Source organism: Roseovarius sp. MBR-6 (assembly GCF_040547525.1).
GTDB lineage: Bacteria > Pseudomonadota > Alphaproteobacteria > Rhodobacterales > Rhodobacteraceae > Roseovarius.
In genome coordinates this window covers 200,459-218,951 of sequence record NZ_JBEPPW010000005.1, presented here as the reverse complement: position 1 = coordinate 218,951, position 18,493 = coordinate 200,459, and the positions used below count along the sequence as shown (strand labels likewise).

The 18,493-nt window shown below is 63.4% G+C and carries 17 protein-coding genes, 2 tRNA genes and 2 pseudogenes; 17 read left to right on the top strand and 4 right to left on the bottom strand.

The genetic code is table 11. The annotated features are described in order from the left end of the window. Window positions 1–48 precede the first annotated feature (48 nt). Window positions 49–125: transfer RNA gene (locus ABIE57_RS09125), tRNA-His, on the top strand. A gap of 40 nt (window positions 126–165) precedes the next feature. On the opposite strand, the pseudogene ABIE57_RS20600 reads toward ABIE57_RS09125, so the two are convergent. Next, a pseudogene (locus tag ABIE57_RS20600) lies at window positions 166–312 on the bottom strand (IS256 family transposase); the annotation flags it as partial. Window positions 313–488: 176 nt separating this feature from the next. Next, window positions 489–1,097: pseudogene (locus ABIE57_RS09115) on the bottom strand (GntR family transcriptional regulator); the annotation flags it as partial. A gap of 223 nt (window positions 1,098–1,320) precedes the next feature. Here ABIE57_RS09115 and ABIE57_RS09110 point away from each other — a divergent pair. The 6 genes from ABIE57_RS09110 (at window position 1,321) to ABIE57_RS09085 (ending at window position 6,728) form a co-directional block, all read left to right on the top strand. Further along, window positions 1,321–2,508, top strand: a complete 1,188-nt coding sequence (locus tag ABIE57_RS09110; RefSeq protein WP_354538695.1) for an ABC transporter substrate-binding protein — start codon at window positions 1,321–1,323, stop codon at window positions 2,506–2,508. Between the two features lie 105 nt (window positions 2,509–2,613). Beyond that, on the top strand, window positions 2,614–3,483 hold the full coding sequence (locus ABIE57_RS09105) for a branched-chain amino acid ABC transporter permease (RefSeq protein WP_354538694.1): 870 nt from the start codon (window positions 2,614–2,616) through the stop codon (window positions 3,481–3,483). Window positions 3,484–3,487: 4 nt separating this feature from the next. Next, a complete protein-coding gene (locus tag ABIE57_RS09100; protein ID WP_354538693.1) occupies window positions 3,488–4,474 on the top strand; it encodes a branched-chain amino acid ABC transporter permease in 987 nt (328 codons plus the stop codon). Then, window positions 4,471–5,253 (top strand): ABC transporter ATP-binding protein, encoded by a 783-nt coding sequence (locus tag ABIE57_RS09095; RefSeq protein ID WP_354538692.1) that lies wholly within the window; start codon window positions 4,471–4,473, stop codon window positions 5,251–5,253. The genes ABIE57_RS09100 and ABIE57_RS09095 overlap by 4 nt, the downstream gene beginning before the upstream one ends. A 3-nt stretch (window positions 5,254–5,256) precedes the next feature. Next, window positions 5,257–5,979, top strand: coding sequence for an ABC transporter ATP-binding protein (locus ABIE57_RS09090; protein WP_354538691.1), 723 nt, complete (start codon window positions 5,257–5,259; stop codon window positions 5,977–5,979). A gap of 8 nt (window positions 5,980–5,987) precedes the next feature. Continuing rightward, the gene (locus ABIE57_RS09085; RefSeq protein ID WP_354538690.1) at window positions 5,988–6,728 is read left to right on the top strand and encodes an aspartate/glutamate racemase family protein; all 741 of its coding nucleotides are present in this window, start codon (window positions 5,988–5,990) and stop codon (window positions 6,726–6,728) included. Between the two features lie 211 nt (window positions 6,729–6,939). Here the strand turns inward: ABIE57_RS09085 and ABIE57_RS09080 are convergent. Continuing rightward, a tRNA-Thr gene (locus ABIE57_RS09080) sits at window positions 6,940–7,014 on the bottom strand. Window positions 7,015–7,235: 221 nt separating this feature from the next. Between ABIE57_RS09080 and ABIE57_RS09075 the strand changes: the two genes are divergently transcribed. The 9 genes from ABIE57_RS09075 (at window position 7,236) to groL (ending at window position 16,923) form a co-directional block, all read left to right on the top strand. Then, a complete protein-coding gene (locus ABIE57_RS09075) occupies window positions 7,236–7,400 on the top strand; it encodes a hypothetical protein (protein ID WP_354538689.1) in 165 nt (54 codons plus the stop codon). A 6-nt stretch (window positions 7,401–7,406) separates the two neighbouring features. Beyond that, complete coding sequence (gene murA / locus ABIE57_RS09070; protein WP_354538688.1) at window positions 7,407–8,675, top strand: UDP-N-acetylglucosamine 1-carboxyvinyltransferase; 1,269 nt, start codon at window positions 7,407–7,409, stop codon at window positions 8,673–8,675. Then, a complete protein-coding gene (locus ABIE57_RS09065) occupies window positions 8,672–9,142 on the top strand; it encodes a DUF2948 family protein (RefSeq protein ID WP_354538687.1) in 471 nt (156 codons plus the stop codon). Before murA ends, ABIE57_RS09065 begins: the two co-directional genes overlap by 4 nt. 63 nt (window positions 9,143–9,205) lie before the next feature. Then, window positions 9,206–10,507: a histidinol dehydrogenase gene (gene hisD, locus ABIE57_RS09060; RefSeq protein ID WP_354538686.1), complete on the top strand. Its 1,302-nt coding sequence runs from the start codon at window positions 9,206–9,208 to the stop codon at window positions 10,505–10,507. A gap of 143 nt (window positions 10,508–10,650) precedes the next feature. Beyond that, a complete protein-coding gene (locus ABIE57_RS09055; RefSeq protein WP_354538685.1) occupies window positions 10,651–11,691 on the top strand; it encodes a calcium-binding protein in 1,041 nt (346 codons plus the stop codon). A 138-nt stretch (window positions 11,692–11,829) separates the two neighbouring features. Continuing rightward, window positions 11,830–12,099: a 30S ribosomal protein S15 gene (gene rpsO / locus ABIE57_RS09050; protein WP_354538684.1), complete on the top strand. Its 270-nt coding sequence runs from the start codon at window positions 11,830–11,832 to the stop codon at window positions 12,097–12,099. 347 nt (window positions 12,100–12,446) lie between these two features. Continuing rightward, complete coding sequence (gene pnp, locus ABIE57_RS09045) at window positions 12,447–14,579, top strand: polyribonucleotide nucleotidyltransferase (RefSeq protein WP_354538683.1); 2,133 nt, start codon at window positions 12,447–12,449, stop codon at window positions 14,577–14,579. A gap of 335 nt (window positions 14,580–14,914) precedes the next feature. After that, entirely contained in the window at window positions 14,915–15,226 is a 312-nt protein-coding gene (groES, locus tag ABIE57_RS09040; protein ID WP_354538750.1) for a co-chaperone GroES, read from the top strand. A gap of 56 nt (window positions 15,227–15,282) precedes the next feature. Beyond that, window positions 15,283–16,923 carry a chaperonin GroEL gene (gene groL / locus ABIE57_RS09035; protein ID WP_354538682.1) on the top strand — a complete coding sequence of 547 codons (1,641 nt, stop codon included), beginning with the start codon at window positions 15,283–15,285 and terminating at the stop codon, window positions 16,921–16,923. A gap of 112 nt (window positions 16,924–17,035) precedes the next feature. On the opposite strand, the gene ABIE57_RS09030 is transcribed toward groL, so the two are convergent. Continuing rightward, window positions 17,036–17,887 carry an SDR family oxidoreductase gene (locus ABIE57_RS09030; RefSeq protein WP_354538681.1) on the bottom strand — a complete coding sequence of 284 codons (852 nt, stop codon included), beginning with the start codon at window positions 17,885–17,887 and terminating at the stop codon, window positions 17,036–17,038. A 120-nt stretch (window positions 17,888–18,007) separates the two neighbouring features. Between ABIE57_RS09030 and ABIE57_RS09025 the strand changes: the two genes are divergently transcribed. After that, complete coding sequence (locus ABIE57_RS09025) at window positions 18,008–18,490, top strand: transglycosylase SLT domain-containing protein (RefSeq protein ID WP_354538680.1); 483 nt, start codon at window positions 18,008–18,010, stop codon at window positions 18,488–18,490. Window positions 18,491–18,493 lie beyond the last annotated feature (3 nt).

Below are 18,493 nucleotides of genomic sequence, written 5' to 3'. Positions count from 1 at the left end.
AGAACGGGCTTGCAATCACAGAGCGGTAAAGTTAAATCGCCCTCCAGTGCCGCCTTAGCTCAGTTGGTTAGAGCGCTGGATTGTGGATCCAGAGGTCCCCTGTTCAAGCCAGGGAGGCGGTACCAAAAAACAAATCAAAAATCAGTAAATCAACTTGAGGCGCTAGAGATCGAGCAGCAGCGCGCGCCAGCCTTGCTTGCTTTCGCGAAAGCCATCCGTCATCGCCAGAAGCTCCTTTCGGCCATATTGAGAGACCGACACAGGCCGCAAACAACGTTCGGTCTCACGCTTGCGCGCATTGGCACGTGTGCCCGCCAGCGCGATTTCGATCACGACCCGTTGGCGAAATTCTTCAATTCCTTCGGCGCGGCCGTCTGGCTTGTGACCGAACCGGAGAAGGATGGTGACCGCAGAACGCTGACCAGATCGGAGCCGGAGTCAGGGGTCTTGGTGAAGTCCAGATTGCGTCGGATCGTCTCGAGATGCGCCCTTGCGAGGTCTGACGCGCGAGAGGCATCGCGCGCCTCGATGGCGTCGAGGATCGTTTCATGCTCGTCCTCGCGGCAGCATGATGCCGGCCCCGATCCGAACATCGCCACGATAAGCGATGTCCGCGTCACCAGTTCGCGCAGGGTGCGGGTGAGAAAGCCATTGCCGGACACGGTTGCGATGAGAACATGAAACTCTCCCGACAGACGGATGATTTCCTGCCTGTTCTCGGAGGCTCGCGCGCTTTTTTCCTTGGCGACATGATCGCGCAATGTCCTCAGGCCCGCCGCGTCGTAGCGCTGTGCCACCTGGGCTGTCAGGCTTGGCTCGATATGGATGCGGGCCTCGAAAATCTCGTCGGCATCCCTTTGGTCCGGGCTCGCCACAAAGGCCCCGCGGTTCGAGCGCAATTCGACAATGCCCTGGCTCGCCAGCAGCAAAAGCGCTCGGCGGGCGCGCATCCGCCCGACACCGAAACTCTCGCAGATGGTGGCCTCGCTCAGCTTGGTTCTGGGCGCGAGGGCCTGCTGCATCACCGCGCTGTAGATCCGGTCAACGATCCTGTGTTCGTCGTCAAGCGAAGAATCCGCATCCCGAATGTGCCGCACGCTCAAAGCTCTGGACCCCCGCTGGCAGAGTTACGCATGTGCCTAAAAAAGACACCAACCGCGCAAGAGGTCAACACGGAGCCTCTCGATTGTGTTGTCCGCGCGATATTTTTGTTGACATGTATTGTTAACAATACTTCCCTGTTACCAGCCTGCACCGAAGAATAGGTTTGTGAACCCCGGCACAGAGGCGATCGGGTCACGCTCAACAGAGGAGAAAGTCATGAAACGCAGAACGATATTGAAATCCACCATGGCGGCGGTTGCGCTCTCGGCGCTGACGAGCACCGGCGCGCTGGCCGAGAATCCGACGCTCAAGATCGGCTTCGTCGGGGTCACGAGCGGCCCGGCGGCGGCCTGGGGCATTTCCAACCAGCGCTCGATGGAGACGCGCGCCGCCTGGATCAACGAGACCGGCGGCTATACCATCGGCGACACCACCTATGACATCGAAATCGTGTCGTTTGACGATCAGAAAGACCCCAAGCGCGCGATCGCGGGCATGGAAAAGATGGCGCAGGAGGGCATTCACTACGTGGTCGGGCCGAACGTGGATGACGGTGCCGCCGCCGTGCGTCCGGTGGCCGAGGCCAATGGCATCATCTATTTCCCCTATGCCTTTCCCAAGGAGCTATACACGCCCCCCGCCTCGAACGCCGTCCTGGGCATGGTGGCCAATTACCAGTCCGGGCCCGCGATCTACAAATACCTGATGGAAAACGAGGGCGTGAAAACGGTGGCGTTCATCGCGGCCAACGAATCCGACCCCCTCAGCCAGCGTGACGGCGGTGTGGCCGCCGCGAAAGAACTCGGTCTTGACGTGGTTTCGGACAGCGTGACCTATCAGGTGGACACGACCGATTTCACCCCGGTGCTGACGCCGGTGATGCGGACGCGGCCGGATCTGCTGGTGCTGTCGGGCGTATCGCCCGCCAATGCGCCGCAGCTGATCCGCTCGGCGCGCGAACTGGGCTTTCAGGGGATCATCTCGACCGAAACCGCGCAGGATGCGCAGGTGCTGCAAGAGGGGGCGGGCGATCTGGCCAACGGTTTCATCTCGGTCGGCGGAGCCTCCACGCCCGAGCTTGCCTCGGACATGATGCGCGACTTCGTGACGCGCTATACCGATATGTTCGGGGAATACAACGACGAGTCCAACACCAAGGTCTATGCGCTCGAATACATCCTCGAGACGCTCAAGGCCAACCCGGCCGGGATTGGTGATGTCGAGGCGTTCAAGGCGACAATGGACACGTTCGAGGCCCCCAACCCCTACATGGTGGGCGATGCAAAGCTGCGTTACGTCGGCATGACGTCCTTCGGGCAAAAGCGTCAGGTGGCGGTGCCGCTGGTCGTCAACGTCTACCGCGATGGCGGGTTCGAGACGCTGTTCGTCGCCGAGGTCGACTGAGCGGCGCGCGCCCTCCCGGTCGGGTGTCATGCCCGGCCGCAGACATGCTCATCTCCGGGCCGCGCCATGGCCCGGAGCGGACACTGACAAACCGGCGGGGACGGCATGGAACAAATTCTTGCGAACGGGGTCTATCTGGGCGCGCAATACGCGATGATCGCCCTCGGGCTTACGCTTATCTTCGCGCTGATGAACGTCCTCAATTTTGCCCATGGGCAAATGTATGTTCTCGGCGGTTTTGTCACTTACACGTTCTACGGGCAGCTTGGCTTTCCGTTTGTCGTGGGGCTGCTGATGTCTTGCGTCACGCTGTTCGTTCTGGGCGCGTTGATCGAGAAATTCCTCTTCGGGCCGGTGATCCGACGATCCTCGCGCGAAGAAAGCACGATGCTTCTGGCCGCAGGGCTCGCGTTCCTGTTCGATGCGGTGATCCTGCTTGTGTTCGGCGAAAAACAGCGCGGCGTGCCCAAGATCGTTGATGGCGTTTTCAACTGGGATTTCCGCCTGATCATGCCCTATGACCGCATCCTGATCTGCGGTCTGGCGATCCTGTCGATCGTCGGATTCATCCTTTTCATGCAGCATTCCAGAACCGGGCGCGCCCTGCGCGCGCTGGCTCAGGACCGCACGGCGGCGCAGTTGATGGGTGTCAATGTCGAGCGGTATTCGATGATCGGCTTTGCCCTGGGCGCGATGCTCGCGGGGCTGGTCGGCGGGCTTCTGGTCACCATCACCGGGGTCAATCTCGGGATGGGGGGGCCAACCTCGATAAAGGCCTTCATGATGGTGATGATCGGCGGCGCGGGCGTCATTTCGGGCGCTATCGCGGGCGGCATCATCCTCGGCTTTCTCGAGGCGATCGGCCTGGCCGTGCTCTCGCAATATGGCGACATTACCTATCTGATGATCTTCGTGTCGCTGATGATCTTCCTGGCCTTCCGCCCGCAAGGGCTGATGGGCAAGCCGTGGGGGTGAGGGGATGCTGAACCTGTCGAAAACCGAATGGGTCGGTCTGTCGGTGTTTCTGGCCCTGGTGTTCGTCGCCGTGCCCATGACCATCGCCGCCATGGGGCGCAACGACCTGTTCTTCACGTTGACCTCGGTCGGCCTGTTGGCCATCGCAAGCGCGGGGGTGTGGCTGACCTTCTATATCGGTCGGATCAATATCGGACAGGGTGCCTTTGCGCTGATCGGGGCCTATGTCTCGGCTATCCTGGTGACCAAGGCGGGGATGTCCTTTTGGCTGTCACTGCCGATTGCGGGGCTTTTCGCCGCCTTTTGCGCGGTGTTGATCGGTCTGCCGATCCTGCGGCTTCGGGGGGTTTACTTTGCCATGATCACCCTTGTTCTGACGCAGGTCGTCACGCTGACCGCTCTGGCGCTGCCAATCACCAACGGGGCCAAGGGCATCACCTCGATCCCGCTGCCGGGGGAGTTGTCGGTTCTGGGGATCACGCTCATCCCCGATTTCGCGGACCTCGAGAGTCCGCGGCAGGCGTTCTACTACACCACCGCCGTGCTTATGGTGCTGACTTTCGCGGCGATGTATCGGCTGGTCAATTCGCGGCTGGGCCATCTGTGCCGGTCGATGCAGCAAAACGAGGAACTGGCCAGCTCCATCGGCGTCAACATTGCCTATATCCGGATCGTGATTTTTGCCATTTCGTCCTTTTTCGGCGGTATCGGCGGGGCGATGTTCGGCTCCATAGCGCAATCGGTCTACCCGTCCAGCTTTCAGGTCGCCGATAGCGTCAACTTCATGCTCAACTGCTTTCTCGGCGGTCTGGGCTATGTGTTCGGGCCGATGCTGGGGACATTGGTGCTCTATTTCGGGTGGGATCTGCTGTTCGAGTTCGGCAAATACCAGATGCTGATCTATTCCAGTCTGCTGATCGTGCTGATCCTCGTTCTTCCCAACGGGCTTTTGAGCCTGCGTCTGCCGAAACGGGGAGGGTCGGGCAAATGAGCGCGCTTCTCGAACTGCGACACGTCACCAAGAAATTCGGCGGGCTGACGGCCAATAACGACATCTCCTTCGACGTGCACGAGAACGAAATCCTGTCGGTGATCGGCCCCAATGGCGCGGGCAAGTCGACCCTGTTCAAGATGATCTCGTCCTTTCTGCCCACCACGAGCGGCGAGGTGCTTTACAACGGCGAGCGGATCTCGAACCTCAGCCCGCATATCGTGGCGCGCATGGGCATTGTGCGCACCTTTCAGGAGACAACGATCTTCAAGTCGATGACGGTGCGCGAAAGCGTCATCGTGGCGCAGCACCTGCGCGCGCGGGCGTCTCTGGCCGGGTATTTCTGGGGCACGCGCCGCGCGCGCGAGGATGTCGAGAGCTTTGGCAACTATGCCGATGACTTGATCGACTTTCTCGGGATGCGCGCGATTGCCGATGAGCAGGCGTCGAACCTGCCGCAGGGCAACCTGCGCGCGCTCGGCATCGCCATCGGTCTTGCGACCGATCCGAGGGTTCTGCTTCTGGACGAGCCTTTTGCCGGAATGAACCACGACGAGACCATGAAAATGGTCGATCTGGTGCGCAAGGTGCGCGACGAACGCGGCGTGACCGTGCTTCTGGTCGAGCATGACATGCCCGCCGTGATGAAGATCTCCGACCGGATCGTCGTGCTCAATTTCGGCGAAAAGATCGCCGAGGGCACGCCCGAGGAGATCCGCAACAACGAGCGCGTGATCGAGGCCTATCTGGGCAGTGCCGATGACGAGATAGGGATCTGAGCCATGGGCAAGATGCTGGAATTCCGCGATGTCGAGCTTTATTACGATCATGTCTATGCGCTCAAGGGTGTCTCCATCGACCTTGAAAAGGGTGAGACGGTCGCGCTGATCGGGGCAAACGGGGCAGGAAAATCGTCGATTCTGCGCGCGATCACCGGGCTGGCGCGGCCCCGCTCGGGCAGCGTCCATTTCGAGGGTGAGCGCATTGATGGCACCAACCCTGCCGATATCGTCGCGCGTGGCATCGCCATGGTCCCCGAGGGGCGCCGTGTCTTTCCTTATATGAGCGTGCGCGACAATCTCATGATGGGGGCGTTCACGCGGGGCAGGGATGCGGACATTCAGGACACGCTCGACAGCGTTCTTGCGCGCTTTCCGCGGCTCAGGGAACGCTACAAGCAATCGGCCGGCACGCTGTCGGGCGGTGAGCAGCAGATGATGGTGATCGGGCGCGCCCTGATGGCGCGGCCGCGCCTCCTGCTGCTTGACGAGCCGTCGCTCGGGATCGCGCCAAAGCTGGTGCAGGATATCGCCCGCTCGATCGTGGCGATCAACCGCGACGAGGGGGTATCGGTGCTGCTGGTCGAACAGAACTCGCGCATGGCGCTGTCGATCTCGACCCGGGCCTATGCGCTCAGCACCGGCAAGGTGGTGATCGAAGGCAACTCGCGCGAGTTGCTGCACGATGACCGGATCAAGGCCGCCTATCTTGGCGGCGACGTCTAGGGGGCGGCATGAAACTGTTACTGATCAACCCGAACACGACCGTCTCGATGACCCGCAAGGCCGAGCTTGCCGCGCGCCGGGTGGCGCGTCCCGACACGCAGGTGATCGCCACCAACTCGCGCTCCGGCCCGCCGAGCATCGAGGGCTTCTACGATGTCGCGGCCTGCCTGCCCGGCCTGATCGAGGAGGCGCGGCGACACCCGGATGTCGATGCGGTCGTCATCGCCTGTTTCGACGATACCGGGCTGGACGCGCTGCGTTGCCTCTTCGATGTGCCGGTGATCGGGATCGGTGAGGCGGGCTATCACGCGGCGGCCATGCTCGCGCATCGCTTTTCGGTGGTCACGACGCTCAGCCGGTCGGTGGCGGGCATTTCGGACAATCTGCGGCGCTACGGGCTGGATGCGAAGTGCGCCAGTGTCCGAGCAACCGATATTCCCGTCCTGAAGCTCGAGGAGGGCGACCCGGCCAGCCTTGATCAGATTCGATCCGAGATCGCGGCGGCCATTGCGCAGGACAAGGCCGAGGCAATCGTGCTTGGCTGTGCCGGCATGGCGGACCTCATGCAGGATCTGTCCGCCGAGTTCACCATTCCGGTGATCGACGGGATCGCCTGCGCCGTCGGCATGGCCGAGGCGCTTGTTTCGGCTGGACTGGCCACGTCAAAGCGCGGGGCCTATGCGCCTGCGGTCATCAAGCAGTGCAGCGCGCGTATACCCGACGAAAGTCCCCTGCTTGAAGGCACCTGACCTTTTCAGCTCGCTTGAGACAGATCCGGCAGCCCTGAAATGGTTCGGGCACTCGGTTGGGTCGTAGAGGTCGCAAATTTGGCCGATTGCTTGCTACCCCACGATTCCGGGGGGGCGGTTCTGCATCTGGCCGGGCGTGTTGGGGTGGTGCGGGGTAACAGGCCGGAGATTTCGGACGTTTTGCCCAACCGCTTGACTTACTTCGGGAGAATGGTGCTGTGAGAGAGGATTGAACTCTCGACCTCTCCCTTACCAAGGGAGTGCTCTACCACTGAGCTACCACAGCCTAACCCATTCCAGAACTCCACTCGGGGCGATGCCCCGGGCCAACCGTGCTCTGGAAAGCTCTTCAGGTGTTGCCGTCTTGCCATCAGGAATGCGTCCTTGTTCGGAAAAACGCCACCTCTGCGCAACAGCAACAGTATGTGGCGGGCTGATTAGACGCTTCTCGTCCCTCGTGCAAGGGGTAACTGGACGCAATTTCGCCCCTGCTATAAGAGAGGCTTCATGACCGAAAAACGTCCCGAAAAACGCCCCGCCGCCAGTGCCGCTCTCCGGGAGGAGAGGCTCAAATCCGCGCTAAAGGCCAATCTGGCGCGGCGAAAGGCGCAAGCCCATGCGCGGGGCACGGCTCAGGACGGGGCCGTTACAAAGAACAAGAACGAGGACTAGAGCAGCATGGATTCCATCATCGTCACGGGCAATGGCCCGCTCAGCGGGCAGATCCCGATTGCCGGGGCCAAGAATGCCTGTCTCACGCTCATGCCCGCGACTCTTCTGAGCGAAGAACCGCTGACGCTGACAAACGCGCCGCGCCTGTCGGATATCAAGACGATGACCACGCTTTTGCAGTCGCTGGGGGCGGAGGTGGCACAGATGCAGGGCGGGCAGGTTCTGGCGCTGTCCTCGCACGATCTGAACAATCATGTCGCCGATTACGACATCGTCCGCAAGATGCGCGCCTCGATCCTCGTGCTGGGGCCGATGCTGGCGCGGGACGGGCACGCGGTGGTCTCGCTGCCCGGTGGCTGTGCCATCGGCGCGCGCCCGGTCGATCTGCATCTCAAGGCGCTCGAGGCGATGGGGGCGGAGCTGGAACTGCGCGACGGCTATGTTCATGCCAAGGCCCCCGGCGGCCTCAGGGGCGGCACGGTCGAGTTCCCCTTCGTTTCGGTCGGGGCCACGGAAAACGCGCTCATGGCGGCCACCCTGGCCAAGGGCACGACCGTGCTGAAAAACGCCGCGCGCGAACCGGAAATCGTCGATCTTGCGCAATGCCTGCGCAAGATGGGCGCGCAGATCGAGGGCGAGGGCACGTCCACCATCACCATTCAGGGCGTGGACCGGCTTGGCGGCGCGACCCATGCGGTTGTCCCGGACCGGATCGAGCTTGGCACCTATATGCTGGCCCCCGCGATCTGCGGTGGCGAGGTGGAATGCCTCGGCGGGCGGATCGAGCTTGTCGCCGCCTTCTGCGAGCGGCTCGACGCGGCGGGCATCTCGGTGGAAGAGACCGCCACGGGCCTCAAGGTCGCGCGCAGGAATGGCCGGGTGCGCGCGGTCGACGTGGTCACCGAACCGTTTCCCGGATTTCCGACCGATCTTCAGGCGCAGATGATGGCGTTGCTCAGCACGGCGGACGGCGTTTCGGTGCTTGAGGAGCGTATTTTCGAGAACCGCTTCATGCACGCCCCCGAACTCATGCGCATGGGGGCGCGGATCGAGGTGCATGGCGGATCCGCCACCGTCACCGGCGTCGCGCATCTCAAGGGTGCGCCGGTGATGGCCACCGATCTGCGCGCCTCGGTCTCGCTGATCCTTGCGGGGCTGGCGGCGGAGGGCGAGACCATCGTAAACCGTGTCTACCACCTTGATCGCGGCTACGAGCGGGTCGAGGAAAAGCTGAGCGCCGTCGGCGCGAAAATCGAGAGGATCAGCGGCCAATGACACGCGATGCCACCTTCGAGGACGGGCGCGAGACCCCGCTCAATCTGGGCGCGCTCGACCCCGACGATTTGCAGGTGATCTCGGGCCTTGCACAGGACGCGGTCTTTCCTATCACCGAAATGACCTGGGTGGCGCGCGACCGCCGCTTTGCGCTGCTCATCAATCGGTTCCGCTGGGAGGATGCCGCGCGCGAACGCCACGGGCCGGAGCGTGTGCAATCACTGCTTGTGATCGACAACGTGCTGAGCGTGGCCAGCCAGGGGATCGACCGCTCGGACAGCGACACCGTGCTGTCGCTGCTGTCGCTCGCCTTCGAGCCGTCAGGGGACGGTGCGGGTCACGTGATCCTGACGCTGGCGGGCGATGGTGCGATCCGGCTTTCGGTCGAGGCGCTCGAGGTGTCGCTCAAGGACGTGACCCGCCCTTACCGCGCGCCCTCGGGCAAGGTGCCGCAGCACGATATCTGAACACCGACAGGGCTTGAGCCTGATCCGCACCCCGGCTATCCCGCCTGTCCAAAGGAGCCGTCCATGCCCGTTACCCTTGACGCGTCCCAGCCTGATTTCGAGGCTCGTTTCATCGCGCTGCTCTCGGCCAAGCGCGAGGACAGCCCCGATGTGGATGACACCGTGGCCGCGATCATCGCCGATGTGCGCGCGCGCGGCGATGCGGCGGTGATCGAGCTGACCGAAACGTTCGACCGGTTGACCCTCACGCCCGGGACCCTGCGGTTTTCCGAGGCCGAGATTGACGCGCTCATCGCGCAGGTGCCGCAGGCAGAGCGCGACGCGCTTGATCTGGCCGCGGCCCGCATCCGTGCCTATCACGCGCGCCAGATGCCGCAGGACGCGAGCTGGACCGAGGAGAACGGTGCCACGCTCGGCTGGCGCTGGTCGCCCGTCACGGCGGCGGGGCTATACGTGCCGGGTGGGCTGGCCTCTTACCCCTCTTCGGTTCTGATGAACGCGATCCCGGCCAAGGTCGCGGGTGTCGAACGCCTGGCCATCACCGTGCCCACGCCGGACGGTCAGGCCAATCCGCTGGTGCTGCTCGCGGCGCGGCTGGCCGGGGTGAACGAGGTTTACCGCATCGGCGGGGCGCAGGCCATCGCGGCGCTGGCCTATGGCACCGAAACCATCGCACCGGTGGACAAGATCACCGGGCCGGGCAATGCCTATGTCGCCGCCGCCAAACGGCGGGTGTTCGGCCGCGTCGGCATCGACATGATCGCAGGGCCGTCCGAGATACTAGTCATCGCCGACAAGGGCCAGAATCCCGACTGGATCGCCCTCGACATGCTGAGCCAGGCCGAGCATGACGCAAGCGCGCAGGCTCTTCTCATCACCGACGATGCGGCGCTCGCGCGCGACGTGGCCACCGCCATCGAGGCGCGGCTCGAGACGCTGGAGCGGCGCGCCATCGCCGGCGCAAGCTGGCGCGATTATGGCGCGATCATCACCGTGCCGGACCTTGCCACCGCCGCCACCCTGTCGAACCGCATCGCCCCCGAACATCTTGAGCTTTGCGTGACCGACCCGGACGCGCTGTCGGCGCGGATCACCCATGCGGGCGCGATCTTTCTGGGCGCATGGACGCCCGAGGCGATCGGCGATTACGTGGGCGGGCCGAATCACGTGCTGCCCACGGCACGCTCGGCGCGGTTCTCCTCGGGCCTGTCGGTGCTCGATTTCCTCAAGCGCACCACGCTGGCGAAAATGACCCCCGAGGCGCTTGCCGCCATCGGCCCCGCCGCCGAGACATTGGCCCGCGCCGAGAGCCTCGAGGCGCATGGCCTTTCGGTGCGCGCGCGGCTCGATCATCTCAACCGCTGAGGGCAATGGGCGCGCTGACAGGCATCGGTGGTTTGCGCCCTGCCCTGCGCGACGCACCGACGCGTTAACTGAAAATTCCGGTTGTCGTTGCCGATGTGCGAATACTCGTGGCACTGTGGCTTGGTCGTTTGCAAGGTGATGCCATGTTGCTGTTCGCCAGTCTTCTGGGTCTGGTGGCCGTTTCGGCCACGGCCTTTGTCGGTTTCGGCGATGAGATCGGCGAGGAGGAACCGGGCGACCCGCAGCCTCGGGACAGTGTCGCGGACGATGTCGCCGGGCCTGATCTTCTCGACGTGATTGCGGGCATTGGCGACACGGCCGGCGAGGACGGGAATGACGATGGGCCCTTGCCCGGACTAGGTTCCGTCATTGTCGAAGGCGGTGCGTCGGGCGACGCAATCACCGGCAGCGATGCCCCGGACATGATCTTCGGGCGCGATGGCGATGACACGATCGGGGCGGGCGCGGGTGCCGATGAGGTGCGCGGCGGTGCGGGCGATGACGTGATCCGGGGCGGCGAGGGGTCGGATACGCTGCACGGCGATGACGGCGGCGACAGGCTTGACGGGGACGCAGGGGAAGACCGGCTGCTTGGCCATAACGGCGATGACGTGATCCTGGGCGGCGCAGGCGGTGACAGCCTCGTGGGGGGCGCGGGCGATGATACGCTTCGTGGTGGCGACGGGGATGATGCGCTGCATGGCGCGCTTGACGATGACTGGCTGCATGGCGGGATGGGGGCGGACACGCTCTTTGGCGGGCATGGCAACGACACGGTGATCGGCATCGTTGACGATCCCGATACCGCGCGGTTCGACGATATCGACGATGCGCGCGATTTTCTCAATGGCGGCGGCGGCGATGACGTGATCCTTGCGGGGCGGGGCGACATCGTCACAACCGGCAGCGGCGCGGATACGGTCCTGCTCGGCGATTGGCTGGCGGCGGAGCATCAGGCGGAGATCCTCGATTTCTCCGCCTCCGATGACATGCTGATGGTGTTCTATGACGAAACCGGGCCGGAGCCGGATATCTCTCTTGAACCCGATGCGGGCAATCCCGCCGATCAGCGCCTCCTGCTCGACGGGGTCGAGATCGCGCGCATCGCCGATGCGGCGGGCGTGACGCTCGCGCATGTCGCGTTGGTGCCGCAAGCAGAGTTGACGACAATCGCGCGGCTGTGAGGGCCGATTTCCGCTTTTCATTCCGGCGCAACTCTCCTATATGCGCCTATCCTTCGGGTTTAGGCCCGTCGCGACCCGGACCTTGCTGGACGACATCCCGGCTTGTGCCCGCCACATTTTTGATAAAAGGAGATCCCGATGTCGATCACTGTCGAAGAAAAGGCCCGCGTCATCAAGGAATTCGCGACCAAGGAGGGCGACACCGGCTCTCCCGAGGTTCAGGTTGCGATCCTCACCTCGCGGATCACCACGCTCACCGAGCATTTCAAGACCCACAAGAAGGACAACCACGGCCGCCGTGGCCTTCTGATGATGGTTGCGCAGCGCCGCAAGCTGCTTGATTACCTCAAGCGCAAGGAAGAGGCGCGCTATACCGACCTCATCAAGCGTCTCGGCATCCGCCGCTGAGCGCAGAGCCCGTCACTGCGACGGAAAGGGGCCTTTGCGGCCCCTTTTGTCTTTGGACGAACCGCGGCGGATATCACACGTCATCCGCGGTTTCATCGGATCGTATCGGCGCATGACCGGCTGAACTTTCGCCCATCCGGCGCTTGCGCCGATGCTTGCGGCGGCGGTCGGTCCCGCATTGTCCGCTCTTTCCAAAACGCCAAAAAACATGTATGCGGCCCCCACATCTGAGACGTGACGCCCTGGCCCCGGCGCATGGTATGGTTGAAAGGGGTCGGCGGCAATGGGGCCGCCATGGAAACGGAGGACCCGGGATACGCCCGGGAGAGCCTCCAAGAGGATACATGATGTTCAACGAAACGAAGAAGACGATGCAGTGGGGCGAAGAAACGCTCACGCTGGAAACCGGCAAGATCGCCCGTCAGGCTGACGGCTCCGTGATCGCCACGCTTGGCGAGACCTCGGTCATGGCCAACGTGACCTTTGCCAAGGAACCGAAGCCGGGATTGGATTTCTTTCCGCTGACGGTCCATTATCAGGAAAAATACTATGCGGCGGGCAAGGTGCCCGGCGGCTTTTTCAAGCGCGAGGCGCGTCCTTCCGAAAAGGAAACGCTGACCGCGCGGTTGATCGACCGACCGATTCGCCCGCTTTTCGTGCCCGGTTTCAAGCATGAAACGCTGGTGATGTGCACCGTGCTGAGCCACGATCTGGTCAATGACCCGGATATGGTTGCGATGATCGCGACCTCCGCCGCGCTGACGATTTCGGGCGCGCCGTTCCGTGGCCCGATTGGTGCCTGCCGCGTGGGTTATGTGGATGGGGAATATATCCTCAACCCCGAGATCGACGACATGCACGATCTGCGCAACAACCCCGAGCAGCGGCTCGACCTGGTGGTTGCGGCGACGCGCGACGCGGTGATGATGGTCGAATCCGAGGCCTATGAGCTTACGGAAGACGAGATGCTGGGCGCGGTGACCTTTGCGCATGAGCAGATCAAGCCGGTCTGTGACCTCATCATCGAATTTGCCGAGGAATGCGCGAAAGAGCCGTTCGACTTTACCCCGCCGGATTATTCCGCGCTTTACGCTGCCGTGAAGGCTGCCGGGGAAGAGCAGATGCGCGCCGCTTTCGCCATCCGTGACAAGCAGGAGCGCACGCACGCGATTTCCGCAGCCAAGGACGCGATCAAGGCGCAACTGAGCGAGGAACAGCTTGAGGATGCCAACATTGGGGCCGCGCTGAAAAAGCTCGAATCGACCGTGCTGCGCGGTGACGTGGTCAAGAACGGCAACCGCATCGACGGGCGTCGTCTGGATGAGATCCGCCCCATCGTGTGCGAAACCGGCCTTCTGCCGCGCACCCATGGCTCGGCTCTCTTCACCCGTGGCGAGACGCAGGCGCTGGTCGTCACTACGCTCGGCACCGGTGATGACGAGCAGTTCGTCGATGCGCTGCACGGGAATTTCAAATCGAACTTCCTGCTGCATTACAACTTCCCGCCCTATTCGGTGGGCGAGGCGGGGCGCGTCGGCCCTCCGGGACGCCGCGAAATCGGCCATGGCAAGCTCGCCTGGCGCGCGCTTCAGGCGGTGCTGCCGCCGGCGACCGATTTCCCCTACACGATCCGTCTGGTGTCCGAGATCACGGAATCGAACGGGTCGTCGTCGATGGCCACGGTCTGCGGCTCGTCGCTGGGGATGATGGATGCGGGTGTGCCGCTCAAGACCTCGGTGGCCGGTGTGGCCATGGGCCTGGTGCTTGAGGAAGACGGTGAGTTCGCGATCCTGTCGGATATTCTTGGCGACGAGGATCACCTCGGCGACATGGATTTCAAGGTGGCGGGCACGGCGGACGGCATCACGTCCTTGCAAATGGATATCAAGGTTGCGGGCATCACGCCCGAGATCATGAAGCAGGCCCTGGCGCAGGCGCGCGAGGGCCGGATGCATATCCTGGGCGAGATGAGCAAGGCGTTGACGGGGGCCAATGATTTCTCGGTCCACGCGCCGCGGATCGAGACCATGCAGATCCCCACCGACAAGATCCGCGAAGTGATCGGCTCGGGCGGCAAGGTGATCCGCGAGATCGTCGAGCTCTCGGGTGCCAAGGTCGACATCAACGACGAGGGCATCATCAAGATCGCCTCGCCCAATGGCGAGTCGATCAAGAAAGCCTATGACATGATCTGGTCCATCGTGGCGGAGCCCGAAGAGGGTGGCGTCTACAAGGGCACGGTCGTCAAGATCGTCGATTTCGGTGCCTTCGTGAACTTCTTCGGCAAGCGCGACGGGCTGGTGCATGTCAGCCAGATCGAGAACCGCCGCCTGAACCATCCCTCCGATGTGCTCAAGGAAGGTCAGGAAGTCTGGGTCAAGCTTCTGGGCTTTGACGATCGCGGCAAGGTCCGCCTGTCGATGAAGGTCGTCGATCAGGCGACCGGCGAAGAGGTCAAGGCGGAAGAAGCGGCAGACTGAGCCGCCTTCTCTCAGCATGCGGAAAAGCGCGTCGCAGTCCCTGCGGCGCGCTTTTTTCTTGTCGCGTGCGGTTCCGGCGCAGGGACGTTTTTCGCCTTTTGGCCTCATCTTGTGTGGTGCCATGGCACCATTCCGGCTTTGATCAGGTCATGCCCGGTTCGACCAGCGATGCGACAACCGCGGTGCGGCCAGGGCGCGGCCAATTTTTACCGAAATGGGGTGTTGACAGGGAACGAGCCACTCCTTACCTGTCCCTCGTTAGCACTCACCGAGAGGGAGTGCTAATGGCCCTCAGGGCCATGAAAATAGAAACTTTGAGCCAAGGAGCCTCGAAGATGGCATTCAAACCGCTGCATGATCGCGTCCTCGTCCGTCGCGTTGAGAGCGAAGAAAAGACCAAGGGCGGCCTGATCATCCCAGACACCGCCAAGGAAAAACCGAGCCAGGGCCAGGTTGTCGCCTGCGGCGAAGGCGCGCGCAAGGACAATGGCGAGCTGATCCCCATGGCCGTTTCGGCCGGTGACACCATCCTCTTCGGCAAATGGTCCGGCACCGAGGTGACGGTCGATGGCGAAGAGCTGCTGATCATGAAGGAAAGCGACATCCTCGGGATCATCGAGGATGAGAAGGCGGCCAAGGCGGCCTGAGCCGTCCAACCGTTTCTCATTCGCAAGAACACACAAGTTATCAGGAGAGTCCGAACATGGCTGCTAAAGACATCCGTTTCGACAACGACGCCCGCGCGCGCATGATGCGCGGCGTGAACATCCTTGCCGATGCCGTCAAGGTGACGCTTGGCCCCAAGGGCCGCAACGTGGTCATCGACAAGAGCTTCGGCGCACCGCGCATCACCAAGGACGGTGTGACGGTCGCCAAGGAAATCGAGCTTGAGGACAAGTTCGAGAACATGGGCGCGCAGATGGTCAAGGAAGTGGCCAACCGCACCAATGACGAGGCCGGCGACGGCACCACCACCGCGACCGTGCTGACGCAGGCGATCGTGAAAGAAGGCCTCAAGGCCGTGACCGCGGGCATGAACCCGATGGATCTCAAGCGTGGCATTGATCTTGCGACCGCCAAGGTTGTCGAGCACATCAAATCCGCGTCCCGCAAGGTGGAAAACTCCGACGAAGTGGCGCAGGTCGGCACGATTTCCGCCAATGGCGAGGCCGAGATCGGCCGTTTCATCGCCGATGCGATGCAGCGGGTCGGCAACGAGGGTGTGATCACCGTCGAGGAAAACAAGGGCCTTGCCACCGAAGTGGAAGTGGTCGAGGGGATGCAGTTCGACCGCGGCTATCTCAGCCCCTATTTCGTCACCAATGCCGACAAGATGGTTGCCGATCTTGATGACGTGCTGATCCTGCTGCACGAGAAGAAACTCTCGTCGCTGCAACCGATGGTGCCGCTGCTCGAAAGCGTGATCCAGTCGCAGAAACCGCTTCTGATCATCGCCGAGGACGTGGAAGGCGAGGCACTTGCCACGCTCGTGGTCAACAAGCTGCGCGGCGGCCTCAAGATCGCGGCCGTGAAGGCCCCGGGCTTTGGTGATCGCCGCAAGGCCATGCTTCAGGATCTCGCCATCCTGACCGGTGGTCAGGTGATTTCCGAGGATCTTGGCATGAAGCTCGAGAATGTCACCATCGACATGCTGGGCCGCGCCAAGAAAGTCTCGATCACCAAGGACGAGACCACCATCGTCGATGGGTCGGGCGACAAGGCAGAGATCGAGGCCCGCGTGGCACAGATCCGTCAGCAGATCGAGGACACCACCTCGGATTATGACCGCGAGAAGCTTCAGGAGCGCGTGGCCAAGCTTGCCGGTGGTGTGGCCGTCATCCGCGTCGGCGGCATGACCGAAACCGAAGTGAAGGAGCGCAAGGACCGCGTCGATGACGCGCTCAACGCGACCCGCGCGGCCGTGCAGGAAGGTATCGTGGTCGGCGGCGGCGTGTCGCTGATGCAGGGTGCCAAGGCGCTTGAGGGTCTGACCGGGGTCAACTCGGACCAGAACCGCGGTATCGCCATCGTGCGCCTCGCGCTTGAGGCCCCGCTGCGCCAGATCGCCGAGAATGCCGGTGTCGACGGCTCGGTTGTCGCGGGCAAGGTGCGCGAGAGCACCGATCCGAAGTTCGGCTACAACGCGCAGACCGAGGAATATGGCGACATGTTCAAGTTCGGCGTGATCGACCCGGCGAAGGTCGTGCGCACCGCGCTTGAGGATGCGTCCTCGATCGCCGGTCTGCTCATCACCACCGAGGCGATGATCGCCGACAAGCCGCAGAAAGAGAACGCCGGCGGCGGCGGGATGCCCGACATGGGCGGCATGGGCGGCATGATGTAAGCCAGCCCTTGCAGGCAAACGGGAAAGGGTCGCGCGCGTCGCGGCCCTTTTTCATTGGCGCGCGCCCCTGTGAGGGGGATCGTGAGTATTTTTGGAACGATGAAACGCGCGGTCAATCGCCTTCGGCCAGAAGCGCGGCGAGACCGCTGCGGTAGTCGGGATGGCGCAGGGTGACGCCCAGTTCTTCCTTCAGGAGGCGGTTCGAGACGCGTTTCGATTCGGCGTAGAAGCTGCGGGCCATGGGCGAGAGGTCGGCCTTGTCATAGGGCACCGCCTCGGGCACGGGCAGGGCAAGGAGATGCGCGGCATGGGCGATCACGTCTTCGGGCGGAGCCGGGTCGTCATCGCAGAGATTGTAGACCGCACCGGGCCGGGGCTGCGCGATGGAGGCGGCGAGCGCCTGCGCGATGTCCTCCACATGGATGCGGCTGAACACCTGCCCCGGCTTGACGATGCGGCGCGCGGTTCCCTGCCGCACCTTCTCGAACGGGCCGCGACCGGGGCCGTAGATGCCCGCGAGCCGGAAGATATGGAGCGGCAGGCCAGGGATGGATCGCCAGTCGGTTTCCGCCGCAACGCGCAACCGGCCGCGTTTGGTGGCGGGGGTGAGGGGCGTTTCCTCATCCACCCATCCGCCCTGATGATCGCCATAGACGCCGGTGGTCGAGAGATAGCCCGCCCAGTCGAGGCCGGGGGCGAGCGCCGCGATTTCGGCGCGGTAGCGCGCCAGCACCGGGTCGCCCGCCTCCGAGGGGCCAGCCGAGCCAAGCAGATGGGTGGCGGCGGCAAAGGCGGCGGAGAGGTCGTCGCCCCAGAGGACCGGCTCGATGCCGGTTCCGGCAAGCTGCGCGACCTTTGCAGGGTCGCGCGTGGTGCCGATGATGCGCCAGCCTTTAGGCAAGAGCAGCCGCGCCAGCGCCTGCGCCGAATAGCCGTGCCCGAAGGAGAGAAGCACTTTGGTCATGCGTTCTTTGTGGCCGGGCAGGCGGGGTTTGGCAAGCTTCCGCCTGTGCATGAAAGGCGAGGTGGACGACGCGCGCGCGGACGGGCATGGTTTGCGCGACCCGTTCACATGCGAGGTGTCATGTCCCGTCTCAGTCGCCGCGCCGCCCTTGCCCTCTGTCTTGCCGCTGCCGCCTGTGCGCAAGCGCCCGAGGTGAGCCGCGCCGCGCCGCCCGATCTGTTCGACCCGCCGCTCCATCCCAACGAGACGCCGGAATTGCGGCGCCTCATCAACCACTATGCCGATCACTACGAGGTGCCGCGCGCTCTTGTGCATCGGCTGGCGATCCGTGAGAGCAGGCATAGGCCCGAGGCGCGCAACGGGCCTTATTATGGCCTGTTGCAGATCCTGCCGCAGACCGCGCGCACCATGGGCCATAGCGGCCCGCCCTCGGCGTTGCTCGACGCCGAGACGAACCTGAAATACGGCGTGAAATACCTGCGCGGCGCGTGGCTGGTGGCCGGGGGCGATCCGGATGCGGCGATCATGTGGTATGCGCGCGGCTATTATTACGAGGCCAAGCGCAAGGGGCTGCTGGTCGAGACCGGGTTGCGCGCCGCCTGAGGG